10 protein-coding genes are annotated in these 13,419 nt (G+C 39.3%); 2 read left to right on the forward strand and 8 right to left on the reverse strand.

The window, feature by feature from the left end:
• Nucleotides 1–10: 10 nt before the first annotated feature.
• Nucleotides 11–979 (forward strand): DUF6492 family protein, encoded by a 969-nt coding sequence (locus tag ABFX33_RS20860; protein WP_346088003.1) that lies wholly within the window; start codon nt 11–13, stop codon nt 977–979.
• Here the strand turns inward: ABFX33_RS20860 and ABFX33_RS20865 are convergent.
• From ABFX33_RS20865 to ABFX33_RS20875, 3 genes are read right to left on the reverse strand one after another with little or no spacing between them, the layout of a single operon-like run.
• Nucleotides 942–2,030, reverse strand: coding sequence for a DegT/DnrJ/EryC1/StrS family aminotransferase (locus ABFX33_RS20865; protein ID WP_346088005.1), 1,089 nt, complete (start codon nt 2,028–2,030; stop codon nt 942–944). The two genes, ABFX33_RS20860 and ABFX33_RS20865, sit on opposite strands and share 38 nt — an antisense overlap.
• Entirely contained in the window at nt 1,996–2,397 is a 402-nt protein-coding gene (locus tag ABFX33_RS20870) for a sugar 3,4-ketoisomerase (protein ID WP_346088007.1), read from the reverse strand. Before ABFX33_RS20870 ends, ABFX33_RS20865 begins: the two co-directional genes overlap by 35 nt.
• Nucleotides 2,397–3,386: a glycosyl transferase gene (locus ABFX33_RS20875; RefSeq protein WP_346088009.1), complete on the reverse strand. Its 990-nt coding sequence runs from the start codon at nt 3,384–3,386 to the stop codon at nt 2,397–2,399. The genes ABFX33_RS20870 and ABFX33_RS20875 overlap by 1 nt, the downstream gene beginning before the upstream one ends.
• A gap of 129 nt (nt 3,387–3,515) precedes the next feature.
• Between ABFX33_RS20875 and ABFX33_RS20880 the strand changes: the two genes are divergently transcribed.
• Nucleotides 3,516–4,007 carry a SixA phosphatase family protein gene (locus ABFX33_RS20880; RefSeq protein ID WP_346088011.1) on the forward strand — a complete coding sequence of 164 codons (492 nt, stop codon included), beginning with the start codon at nt 3,516–3,518 and terminating at the stop codon, nt 4,005–4,007.
• Between the two features lie 47 nt (nt 4,008–4,054).
• Here the strand turns inward: ABFX33_RS20880 and ABFX33_RS20885 are convergent, their stop codons facing one another.
• From ABFX33_RS20885 to ABFX33_RS20905, 5 genes are all read right to left on the reverse strand, one after another.
• On the reverse strand, nt 4,055–6,628 hold the full coding sequence (locus ABFX33_RS20885) for a phosphatidylglycerol lysyltransferase domain-containing protein (RefSeq protein ID WP_346088013.1): 2,574 nt from the start codon (nt 6,626–6,628) through the stop codon (nt 4,055–4,057).
• Between the two features lie 83 nt (nt 6,629–6,711).
• Nucleotides 6,712–9,231, reverse strand: a complete 2,520-nt coding sequence (locus ABFX33_RS20890) for a DUF5686 and carboxypeptidase-like regulatory domain-containing protein (protein WP_346088014.1) — start codon at nt 9,229–9,231, stop codon at nt 6,712–6,714.
• A gap of 51 nt (nt 9,232–9,282) precedes the next feature.
• On the reverse strand, nt 9,283–9,978 hold the full coding sequence (locus ABFX33_RS20895; RefSeq protein WP_346088016.1) for an AcvB/VirJ family lysyl-phosphatidylglycerol hydrolase: 696 nt from the start codon (nt 9,976–9,978) through the stop codon (nt 9,283–9,285).
• A gap of 33 nt (nt 9,979–10,011) precedes the next feature.
• Nucleotides 10,012–10,830: a DUF4249 family protein gene (locus ABFX33_RS20900; protein WP_120260102.1), complete on the reverse strand. Its 819-nt coding sequence runs from the start codon at nt 10,828–10,830 to the stop codon at nt 10,012–10,014.
• Between the two features lies 1 nt (nt 10,831).
• Nucleotides 10,832–13,402, reverse strand: a complete 2,571-nt coding sequence (locus tag ABFX33_RS20905) for a TonB-dependent receptor (RefSeq protein ID WP_346088017.1) — start codon at nt 13,400–13,402, stop codon at nt 10,832–10,834.
• Nucleotides 13,403–13,419 lie beyond the last annotated feature (17 nt).

The raw sequence follows: 13,419 nt of genomic DNA on the forward strand, positions 1-13,419 counted from the left end.
ATTACTATTAATGCAATCATTAGCTAATAATTTACACTACGATGTAGTCATCTGCGTCGGCCCACAACACATCGAAATTGCGAAGATCGTGATCAATCAGGTTAAGCGATTTTTTCAAGCACAACAAATCTATGTCATAACACACGCTTCTCATTTCGAAAAATTTCAGGTTTTAAGTCTATCCAACTTAGTTCTTGTTAACGAAAATGAATTATTTGACCAATTCAATTTTCAATCCGTTGCTGATTTTCTAAAACAAAGAATAAATAATGGAGATCGCGCCGGCTGGTACTTCCAGCAGTTCTTAAAAATGGAAATTTCCAAAATTATCCAAAGTGATTATTATCTGATATGGGATGCAGACACCATCCCATTAAAACCAATCGATTTCTTTGATAAAGAAGAAAGGGCACTTATCCACAAAAGTGAAGAAAATCACAATCCTTATTTTGAAACATTGGAACATATTCTTGGCCTGAAAAAAACAGTCAACTACTCGTTTATATCTGAACATTTTATGGTTCAAACTAAACTGATGCAAAACATGTTACTTGAGATCAGCACAAACGCTGGGAATCAGGCCTGGCCATATTATATCCTTGAAAACATAACCACCAAAGATCTCGCACTTTCGGGATTCTCAGAGTATGAAACTTATGGTAATTTTCTTAATTCAACCTACCCAGACAATTTTCGCTTACGGACCTCACCTTCGGAATTACTAAATACAACCAGAAATGGCAGCATGATTTTGGGCACGCTACCAAACACAAAAGACCTCAATTTTTTAGAGGTCTTAGGTTTACATTATGCGACGTTCGAAATCTGGCAAGATATTAATCCTAAAAAGATTAAAACCAACAAAAGACGTATTGCCTTATTTTTTTTCCTGAGAAAAATTCCCTTGATAAAATCTCTGCGAAAATCAATCATAAAAAGATTTAGGAAAACTTATTCATTACCTCAATCACCCTATTAATATCCTCCTCTGTATGGCCGTAGGAAATAGGAAGGCTAAGTACTGTTCGATGAATTTCTTCTGAGATTGGATAGCTTGCTCCGGATAAAATTCCGTTCATAGCTTTCTGTTGGTGTGGAGCTATTGGATAATGAATCTCTGTTCCAATATTGTTATTTAGTAAATACTTTTTTAGCCGATCTCGCTCAGCATGGCGTATAGCGAAAATATGGTAAACATCCTCAAAACCAGCTTGTACGCCTGGAAGAATAAAATCAGATTTTAGTTCTCGTCGATAAATTGCGGCTAATTTCTGTTTATGTGCCGTAATCTTATCCAAATACTTCAATTTTACAGATAAGAAAGCTGCTTGAAGCTCATCAAGCCGAGAGTTGTAGCCCACTTCATCAAATACATATTTAGCTGAAGAACCATAATTCCGTAATGTACGAATAGATTTATTTAGTTCATGATCTTTACAGGTGATAGCTCCCGCATCCCCCAAGGCCCCTAAATTCTTTGTTGGATAAAAGCTGAATGCACCAAAATCGCCAAATGAGCCGGCCTTTTGTCCTTTGTAAATAGCCCCATGCGCTTGCGCACAATCCTCAACAACTTTTAAATCATATTGTTCCGCAAGCAGTAAAATGGGATCCATGTCACACATCTTTCCATAAAGATGTACGACAAGAATCGCTCTCGTACGTACTGTAATAGCAGATTCAATTTTTTCTGGATCAATGTTGTAAGTCGTTACATCGGGTTCTACCAAAACTGGTTTTAGGCCAACCTGCATAATCGCGAGTATCGATGCGATATAGGTATTTGCCGGAACAATTACTTCGTCTCCCGGCTTAAAACCAAAATAACGTAACGACAAAACCAGCGCGTCCAACCCTGATGCTACTCCAATACAGTGTTCAACACCGCAATAGCTCGCAAATGATTGTTCGAACTGCGCAACCTCTTTTCCCAAAATATACCAGCCTCCATGCAATACCCTCTGGAAAACTTCGGTATATTCATCCATAAATTCCTTATTGACTTGCTGCAAGCTCTCGTAAGCGATCATGTATAAAATAGGGTTCGTAAATATAATCTGTTAAATCAAAATATTCGGAAGCAAGAACCATAAGAATGGCATCTTCTGAGAAGTCAAACATCTGATGCCAGTCCTTGGGTTCCAAAATCAGGCATTGATCTGGTGAATTCAATTCAAAAACGCGTTCATTAATTCCGTCCTGGTTATAAATAGCACAACTTCCTTTCAGGCAAATTGCCGCCTGTATTGTTTGATGATGTCGATGTCCCCCACGGGTAGATCCATCTACACCATAGATATAAAATATCCGCTTCACATCGAAAGGAATTACTTTTTCGATCACCGTTAGATGCCCCCGATCATCGGTGAATGTTTTTAGATCAATTTGGTAAGCCATTATCTTAAAAAGTAGGATTGGTGGTAATAGTGTTGAAATTTTCCGAATACATACAACTTAAACATACGGCGAAGTGAGGTTGTAATGCGCGGAATTCTATCTGTTTCATGAAATTTTAGAGAATGCGATAGTAATCTGATCTCTCGACCAGCATCTCTCAAAACTCTTATATAGGGTTTGTATAAAAATTCTATATCATTGTCGCTAATTGCATATCCTCCCGCTAGTGTAAATGAGTTTTTTTCTGCATATTTTAAAGCTTGAAAATGATAGAATATCACAGGAAATAATTGTTGGCTAGCAAGTTCTTTACCCCAAATCTGACCGATTTTTCGTTCGAAATCATATTGCTGAACATTCCAGGGGGCTACCCCTCCACCTAAATGTTCCAGGACATGTATGCCTGTAAACATTGTCGTCCATAGATCCAGGTATTTTTGATCGCCAAAACGGCCTGGCTCCCTCCGATTATAGCACCATTCTATACAGGCTGCACGCCACCACTCCAACACTGCTATACCCTCAGATGAATTCTTAAAGTAAACAAACTGGACACAGTAGGTTCCACCCGATTCACTATCCTCATACATTGGCGTATATCGGTGTGGGGTTATAATTACCGACGCACCCTTAGCCTCTTCTATTAACACTATAGGATCAGCATAGAAAAATAAATCGGCATCTAAATAAGTGCAGTTGGATAAACCAAACTTTCGAATGCTATATAAAATAATCGAAGGTGTGCATGTCCAACAATATTCGCCTGCTGTACGTGTAGGTTTTATAGCCAGTAATTGCTCGTCTTCAAAATCTGACAAGGGAATAATAGTTGCTTTGGGAAGCATCAATCTTATCAGTGTATCATAACATTCATCATCAAATGCAAAAATATACAGATGAAAGTCCCGCGCGCACTTTTCAAGCGAACGGTACATAGCCAATCCCCTTGACAGATACAAGGAATTAAATAGGGTGCAAAAATTATTCATATATTATGTACTTTTTCAAAACTTCGTTTATTATTATTTGTATTCATATGCAATACTCGCTTCTCTTCTCTCAAACACAATGAAATGGGGAACAAAAGCGTTAATAGTATAGAATCAAAAATTTTAATCATGGACAACAGTAAAAAACTTTATATCATCCGACATGCCAAAGCCGAAACTATTCCCGGGATAAATGACTTTGATCGTGCATTGACATCCGAAGGCATACAACATGCAAAACAGGTCGCGGAGAAGCTGGCAGCTAAAGTGACACTCAATGAAAATAGTGTCGTTATCAGTTCTCCTGCCAATAGAGCCTTACAGACCGCCCGTGTTTTTTTGGATGTAATGGGATCTCCTTCTTTTGATATTCAAATTGAAGAATCCATTTATGAATGCACCTACAAACACTTACTTTCGGTCATCAATACCATCCCAGATCATATTGATCATGTCTTACTCTTTGGCCACAATCCCACATTGACCGACCTGGTTGAATTTCTAACCAGAAAGTCAGCCTACCTCCGTACTTCATCATTTGCGGAGATTAAACTCGATACCGGTTTTACTTTTCAAATGCTCAGTGGCAATTGTGCCGATCTTGTACAGATCATTGATTAAAATTCTATTCAAAGAACAAATTTGTCTACTGACAATTGATCGTCTTATCACTTCACGGCAGTTGATTTCATAGCCTTATCAATCACTAAAGGCACTGTTATCAAATCCAGATCATGTGAATAAACCACAAACTTCTCCACCCAACAGGGATCGAATTTTTCTTTAAATTCCCTCAAACCTTTGGGTTGACGGAAGTATGTATTATTCTCATATAAGAAGTTGATAAGACGTTCCACAAGCCCTTTCTTCTTGTCGAATCCAGAGAAAGGAGCCAACCCCATATTCAAATACGAATAGCCTTCTTCTTTGCAATACTCCAAAAAACGGATAATTAACACATCCATATTCCCTCCAGGGGCATCCTGCAATTTGCGTATCAGATCATAAGTCGCTTCATCTGGAGCATAGTTGGGAATGATATTCAGAAATGCCAAAATCCGACCTTCGTTGTCTTCCAATGTAATTACGTGGCTATTTTTAATCTTTCCAAGATCAAACATTCCCTGTGAGAAAACACGCTCCGAACGTTTCATATCCCTCAACCAATGGTCTGAAACAACCTGCAATTTCTGAAGTAAGCCATTTGACAAAGGAGCGCGATATAAATTGGATACAAATCCCTTCTTTTCAATACTATTTACCGCATTCCGCAATGACTTTCGTTTCTTGCCTTCCAATGAAAAGCTGTCTACATTTACAATAGCTTCCTCGCCGATTAAAAATGATTTCTTCCCTAGCTGTTTGAAAATTCCTAAGTATTTCCCATCAACACGATAGTATGCTGTTTTTAAACTCGATCGACGACAGTACCGCTCAAAGGAATTAATCAGTTCTTTTATCACAGACTCTCTATCCTCACAGACTGGTCCCTCCAGGACAATGGCAAAACCATAACATTTTTTGTAGGCTATAAACCCAGTTTCTTCATCATTCAGAAAAATTTCTTTGTCACCATAGGTCTTAAAATAGTCTACGGGAGATTTACCATAACGTTCAAGCAACTTTTGAGCAAGTTCTATTTTTCCTTCCACCTCCACTACAGCTGCCTGACAGGGATTGACCAGCCAATAAAATAATGCGGAAAGACTAACTACACTGAAAAAGTTAATAGAATACAAAAAATATTGCCCGATAGCAGTCTGCGGTTCGGCTACATCTCCATTCAATAGTACAAAACTGTGTAATGTACTAGCTACTGCATTTACGATCGTAAAATCCATATTGAAATGCCTGGCGTTAAGGAAGTAAAATCCGATGATCCCATAGAGCAACACAACGCCAATAGGCCATAAAACCAAACCTAGATTAGGCATCGTCAGCTTACGGTTGCTCTGTACAAAATAATGTCGCGATGAATAAAGCAACATTAGCAATACCAGAAAGGCAAACCAAGCTTCTTCAAAATCAAGTCCTTTGGATAGATTAGCAACAATGGAAAGTGAACACAATGCAACCGCAACGTACCAGGCCGTACGAAGGCCTTTTAGTAAAAATCCCGAGCACATAACCAGCAAAATGCCAAAAAACAGTACTGCGGCATTGGAAAAGTTGAGCGCATCATAGGATATAAACTGTTTGAGCACCGCAATCCGGCTATGAATTGCGGGCGTTAACACCGAAATAATATTGATGATACCCATCGCGAAGATAAAAACCGAAGGAAGTATCCGCACGAAAATATTGTTTTTATTAACGAAGAAGCTCATTCCACCCAATGCAAGCGGCCCCCAAAACTCAAATAGACGGTATAACAATGAGATTGAAATAGCCTGCTCTTCGGTGTACCCAAAGCTGCACAAAACTACGACCATGGAAACTTCAATTAGCCCTACACCCTTCATCAGTGGAGAAAAACAATAAACCAATGTTCCCACAGCATAGGTCACAGTACAAGCCAACAAGGAAGTGTCAAAACCGAGCGCAAGCATAGCAATGTATATATGCAATATACCCACAAATTCAATCGCTGTTGCCCAGAGTAAACTTTGAAAAACAGCTTTAAAGTCTACACCATTTTCCCTGAGTTCTTCCCAGATTGTCGCTACCGAAGGAAAATAGCGTACAGTTAAATGAAATGCTTGCCCCTGCTGATAAAATGAGCGGCAATACCATCCAAAGGCAACCAACAACGCCGTAAAAGCGAGCATTATCCCAACCAATTGCAAGTTGAGCCCAGCGATTCCTATAAAAAGAAAAACTACGAGGCAAAGTATAAAGAGAGAAACCAAGCTAATAACTGCATAAATCACTGAGGCAAGATTGGTACTCGAATCAGAGATCCCTTCTTGATTAACCTCCCTCTTGAAAAATGCTAAGGAAGTAAATCCACCTGCAGGTAAGAATACACTAATAAAGTTTCTTTTCAGAAACAAGCGAGTAGCCCCACCAAGTGAAAGTTTTTGTCGCAAAGATTTGAAACTATAGACGTAAACCAACCCCTGCATAGCGATATAGGCTAAAGAAATCACAATACCTACTGCGATCCAAAATAGGGAACTCGATTGGATAAGCTGTAAAGAAGAGGCAAGTTCCTGCCGTTGATTGGCAAAAAAGTATAAGGCTCCAAAGATCATTAATAGTCCCAGAAAGGATTTCCAGATCAACATTTTGTTCTTCATCATGCTACTGCGCTACTGTTGTTTCTTACTGCTATTTATGTAATGACACCATTTCTTGTAAATAGTCCCAATACATTTTTTTCTATTTAAAAATCGACACCAATTTTCGCCCGTACACCCCAGGGCGATACCCCCGGATTGTCCAGATAGGTAAAACGACGAACCAGATCTACACGCAGGATCTTGAAGATATTACTCAGCCCCACGCTACCTTCCACATAAGCCCCACGATTGAGTGAAAATAACTGCGGTTCGCTGGGATGCTTAGGAGTTGTATCAAAGTTTTTGGTATAGCGATTGGATGCATCCACTCTGCCATAAAGCACTTTTACTGAAGCGATTTCACGAAGGTCCAACTTCTTAAGGAGTGGAATCTTATTCAGAAAAAAACCGTTGAAAGAGTGCTGTAGCAACAGCGATGTATATTTATCACTCATAAATTCCATCGAATTCATCAAATTATACGAATTCAACTGATAGGAATAGGTCTGGTTTGCACGATGGATAATCATGAGCGGATAGGGAACCTTGCCAAACTGCACCCCAGACTCGAACACAGCATCTGTAAAACCAAACTGTGATGCGTAAAATCGCTTATTTGCGTTAAAGATAAAACGTTGATAATTGTAATCTCCGCCCAAAATGCCCTTCACACCTATCTGTGCCGCCAATGTAAAAACAGGTTTCCCTGTATTAATGATACGTCTATAGCGTTTTCCCTGATAAAGTTTTTCCTCAGGAGCCCAACGCAGCTCTCCCGTAAAAGCTGAGGTCCACAACTCGTTGTCATGACTCCGTCTGAATGCGCTATGGTCAAACTTGAGAATCCCCGCAGGACTTAAAATCTGATTGAAGAAACCCAGTTTAAACGAAAGATGGTTTTCAAATTCCTGAAAGTATTCCACCTGTCTCCGTTGCAGATAAAACATCTTATCATTTTCGCCCCGTCTAAAAGAAAGCAGAAAATTATCATTGTCAATAAAATTAAGATCCTGCCCCGGTACCTGAACTTCTTTATTCACTTTTACACTGAGCAGCTTAACCGGAAACTTGTACACGGATTGCTTATTAAAAGAATAGGTTGCACCCAGATTATATTTCCATTGCCTATCTCTGGTACCGTATGCTGCATACCCTTCCAATAGCAAGGTTTTACTAAATGCATCAGTTGTATTGCCCCCAAACTTAAACCGGCTACCCTCTATTGGATTAAAACTGTAAAATGAAGGAACAGATCCAATCTCAATCACACCACGACCATAGTAGCCCGACATGATAAAAGATCCTAAAGCCATCAGGTTTTTAAAAGACCTGGATTGTTTTAAACTGTCAATATTCGTAAAAGCCTGCTGTTCCAGCTTACTTAACTTTTCAGGCCTTGCCTGTTCCCAATTGACAGCATTGGGGTTCTCAGTCCCCCGACCGGTTACACCTTTTACATTCAATGCTAGTTGTAGAGAATCCTGCACAGAGCGAGTGGTTACTTTCTCACCAAACAATCCCATACCATCCTTGAAAATCCCTAGATCTATCCGAAGCACACCTCTACTGAGAAAAAAACGGTGCGCTTTATTTTCCGTATAATTTAACTCAATATTCAGACCCCGCACCCAATTGATGTTCGTAGCTTCATTGATCGATAGTTCAGCCTGGTCCAAGGCATAGGTACCATCCAACCGAATATAGATATATCCCGAAAACAACGCATCTTCCTTATTTCGTGGCTCCACCCTAATTTTAACGTGCCATGGCTTTTTCTCTTTTAAAGTATCCACCAGATAATATTTATAAAAGGACGGCCCCAGTGTGGCAATGGGGCTTAAAAAGCGTCTATTTCCTATTGACACATCCGTATCATAGATATTTGTTTCGCCGTAGATCTTATCCAGGTATTCATCAATACCATCTTCATCCAGATATTGGTCTACACGTGATTGGTTCTCCCCCAATAATACAAACGTATTTCCCTTGGCCTTATCCAATTGGCGCTGTCCGATTTTTTCGTCCATAAATATCGGCACCAATGATCTACCAGGATATTTCAAAGTATCCATACCCTGTTTTAAAAAACCAAAACGTTTCAATAAACGGGATTTATCTACTTTTTGATTCTGGATAGCGAGCGACATAGAAAGCTTCTCGTATTCTCGGTAGTTGCCAATGGCTGCATTCAAAGCATTATTTTCATCGCGCCTTTCGATCACTTTACGGATCAAATCCACCGTTGGATTATGTTTATTTGAGTATTTTTTTCTCTTGGGTGCAAGTACGACAACCTCATCCAAGCTTTGTTGCTCATCTTCCAATCGGATGATAAGCACTTTCTTTCCTTGTGCAACACTCATCGGGAATAGCTGTTTTTTGTAACCCACGGCGCTGAATATCAACGTCCAGTTATCGGGCATAGAAGACATTGAAAACTGTCCCTCTTTGTTTGTACCAACAGATTTTGTGGTATTGGAAAGCTTTACTGTTACACCTTGGATTGGTTTTTCGGTTGTAGCGTCCAGGACAATACCTGTCAGTGAAGCTCCTTGTCCAAATATTCGAGAAGTAAAGAACACTAAAATCAATAAAAAACGATATCGCATAAAAAAACCTTGCATCTAAATTCAGTAAGATGACAAGGTTTATCTAAAAAAGTCCTAATAAGAATCTTATCTTAATCGAATGGTATTGTATATTGTTTTAAAATCGCGATTGTAGTTATGTGGTCCGGCCAATACATCGACTTTTAGTCCCGCATTTCGGTACATTTTCACAAGATCTTCCTCTCCCTCACGACAAAACACATAAGTAGCCGGAAATTGCTTTAGTTTCATAATTTCAGCGAGCACATCATAGCCATTTGCTTTCTGCTTCCAGTTGAGCATGGTCGAAATTGTTACCTCAAAACTCGCATACTGATCTGGTGATAAAAAAGTCACATGTCTGATCGTTTTTTTTAAAGGATCTGAAAAGTTACTGAGGACAAAAGGTAACACACCCGCTGAAAATGAATGACCGATAATGTAGATCTGATCGCAATTCCATTCCTTTTTGAAATGATCAATATACCGTTCAAAATCCCGCCCAGCTTCCTGTGGATCTTTCCTCTTCCAAAAATATTTTTTAGCATCAATCACCAGCCGGGGATATCCCTCCTGTGTAAAATAAGCAAGTAAACTCTTGCTAAAATCATTATAGCCACCATCCCCTGTGATAAATACCAGCATGGTTTTCTGTTTATTCGTGTTATCCTTAAGTGGTATTACATAGTTTGGAAGATTGCCTGCCTGGATAAATCCACTCAAACATAAGCAGAAAAACAAAAGCATAAGTAGCCTGACCGCTCTAAATTGTTCAGTTTTCATTGTTGTAAAATGATAAATTGGGTATATATAAAATTATTTGCTGTTTCTAATATCTTTTATCGGGATCGTCTTATAAACTCCATCCATAACATAGAAAAAGCCAAGCGTATTACCTGAAACATTTCCTTCCACATTTGCAGGAACCGCAGACAATAGGCCCTTCCATTCCGTCTCTTGAAAGAGGTTGTAAAGGAATCGTGCATAGCGTGGTGACACAGAAAGCTTAAACACCATCAGACTATCCTTTTTTGACATCTCGTAATTATAGGTACGTCCAAGCAATGTATTGAGTACATTAGGGGCTCCTAAGCGATAGCTATAACTAAACGGTAACCGGAAGGTAGAGATATCTTCATTTGAAAAATCTTTCTGAGGTATAATCAACCATTTATTGGAAGTTTTCATACCAAATAGATGTTTGCTGACCTTCACTTCCCAACTGTTATTTATGCCTCTCTTTTCAACTGGCAAAAACGCCTTTTCAATAGGGACAGTTGGCACCAATTGGTCCTGTGCTTCATACACCTTACCGTTCAATGTTATCCGTAACTGAAAGATATTTCCGACTGTATCCTTCAAGTTAAATAGCTCACCCATATAGAGCCCTTCTCCCAATTCTTTGAATTCGATTGTATTTGGTCCGTTAACGATCTGCACAGTAGCACCAGTAACCCCGACAGCCATCCCATTTGAATGCAATCCATCTAATTTTTTCAATTGAATATACTGTTCTTTATACATCGTATTGATCCCACCTTCGACGATCATATCATAGGACTGTCCTGTATCCACCTCTGATTTCTTGCAAGAAAGTAGCAGGCAACAAGCGATAAAAATCAAAAACACTCTCATATTAAAACCTCATTGCGTAACTGATTGATGGTACCCGTCCAGAGAACGAGTTTTTTTTGATAGCTAAGTTTCCATTACTATCTTCCGAAAAACTATAATAAAGCGGATTCCGCTGATTAAAAACATTGTATAAACCAAAATTCAATGTATGCCGTGTACCCCGTTGCCGCTGTTGACTAGTTTCCAGATCTACTGAGCAATTCAGATCCAATCGACTAAAAGTGGGCATACGCTGAGAATTACGGCTGGAATAAACGGGTACGTAGATCCCCTCGTATTCCATAAATCCAATTGGATAAGTTAAAGGTCTTCCAGTATGAATTGTATAGAAAGCACTAAAATGAACACTGCGTCCCAAGTCATAAGACAAATTACTCTTAAGCACGTGAGGGATATCAAAGTTAGCTACATATTCCTTCCCTTTGTTGATCCCATTTATCTTGCGGAAAGACCTCGACCAACTATAGAGCATACTAGCCGACAGATCTCCAAAGCGCTGGTTGATGGACAATTCCAATCCATAAGCCCGACCATTTCCCTGTCGCAACTGCGTTTCGATAAAAGGATTGAGAATGAGCTGTGCATGGTCAATCAACTCAACCTGATTTCCCATTTTCTTCCAATAGCCTTCCAAACCAATATTGCCTTTATACATTAATCTATTGACACGAAAAGAAAATACATCCGCATACTGCGGTTTTATATTTGGCCCCGCGGGTACCCATGCCTCCAAAGAGGAAAATGCGAGCTCATCATTTTGCAAGAGTTGCAAGTATTGATAGCTCCGACTATAACCCAATCGTAATGCATAATCTGCTCCCAATTTATATTGTAGCGAGAGGCGAGGCTCCAAACCATAATACGATTTCTTTTTTTCAGCATCATTTGCCAATGGTTTTGATTGCCCAGTACCAAGAAGATAATAACGTCCAAAAGACGTATTAAAGAAAGCATTTACCCTGGTCCCAATGATAACGCGAAATGCAGAATCTACTTTCCAGTTGAAAGAAATATAACCCGCATAATCATAGGCCTGTGCCCTAAAGATATTATCTTCGTTATTGCTATTTATAGGAGATATCTCCCCTGGTTTAAAACGATGCAGTGTCCCCTGAAGTCCAAAATCCAAGGTACGGTCTAAAGCCATAAAATAGGTGAAATCCGATTTCAAACTGAGATCACGTATTCGAGTCAGCCAGATTTGATTATCCGGAGATTCCGGCTTACTGATATCCAACTTATTATGGTAATCGCTGAATATCGCGGAGAGGTTTAGAAACAATCGCGAACTATGCACATGGTTCCAACGTAAGGTTGAGGTCCAATTGCCCCAGCGATTTGTATTTTTATTCGATGAGGTAACTTTATCCTGGCCATAATACCCAGATAAATAGATACGATTTCTATTGTCAAGTGTATAGTTCAATTTGATATTATAGTCGCTGTAGTTACCTTTTACATTGAACAGGCGATAATCCGTATTCAATACATTGGATAGACTGGTCCGTGCAGTAGCAATAAAGGCACCTTTACCTTTTTTAATAAAGGGTCCCTCTGCTCCTAGTCGTGTAACAAGCAAACTGGCTCCACCAAAAACATGGAAATTATTGGCATCACCATCCCTCGTGCTCATATCCATAATGGAGGAAAGACGTCCACCTAAATTTGCAGGAAGTGCATCTTTATACACTTGCGTATTTTTTAAGATATCTGAATTAAAAACAGAGGTTAAACCAAATAAATGCGAAGGATTATAGACCACCGCCTCATCAAGAAGAATCAAATTCTGATCCTTACCACTCCCGCGAACAAATAAATTACTTCCTCCTTCCGTCAATCCGTTGATACCATTTTGCATTTGTAAAACCTTCATAATATCGGCCTCACCTTTATAAAATGCATTTCTGCGCGCTCGAGGCCAGTTGATTTTATCAGTAAAATGACCGGTATATTGGACTATCAACGAAGAATCTATATCCACCACAACCTCATTTAGGCTCAAACCAGCAGGTGCAAGCTTAATAAGTACGTAGCCATCCTCCAGTTGGGAGTTCAATCGAACCGCACGGGTCTTATAACCCAAATAGCTAACAAAACAACTGTAATCTCCTTGCGGAAGCGTAAGTGAATAAAATCCATATTTATTGCTCAGGCTGCTTTTATTCTTCTCAGGGATCATTAAGGTCGCACCGATCAAACTCTCCCCACTTAAACTATCAACAACACGTCCTTTAATGGTAAAATCCTTATCTTCCTTATAGAAAATCAATGCCCGATTGATCATTGTAAAACCGATTCTAGAATCCCTCAGCAAATAATGTAGTACTTCCTCCAGGCTGGACTTATTGAAATTTCTGCCATAGATGATATTTTTATTGAAAATCTGCTCATCGTACGACATTGACAGACCATAGTTTCGATGAATCTCTGTCAAAATCTGAATAATCTCTTTATTTTGGGTGTCAATGGAGACTTGGATATCAGCTAGATTATTTTGACCCAGTGATTTCGAACCAGTCAAAATAAACAGCCCGAAAAAAAGGAGAAAACGATACAGAACAATACCCTTCATATCAATAATCCCTGGTC

The sequence above is a fragment of the Sphingobacterium ginsenosidimutans genome, assembly GCF_039536865.1.
In the GTDB taxonomy this organism is placed as follows: Bacteria; Bacteroidota; Bacteroidia; order Sphingobacteriales; family Sphingobacteriaceae; genus Sphingobacterium; species Sphingobacterium detergens.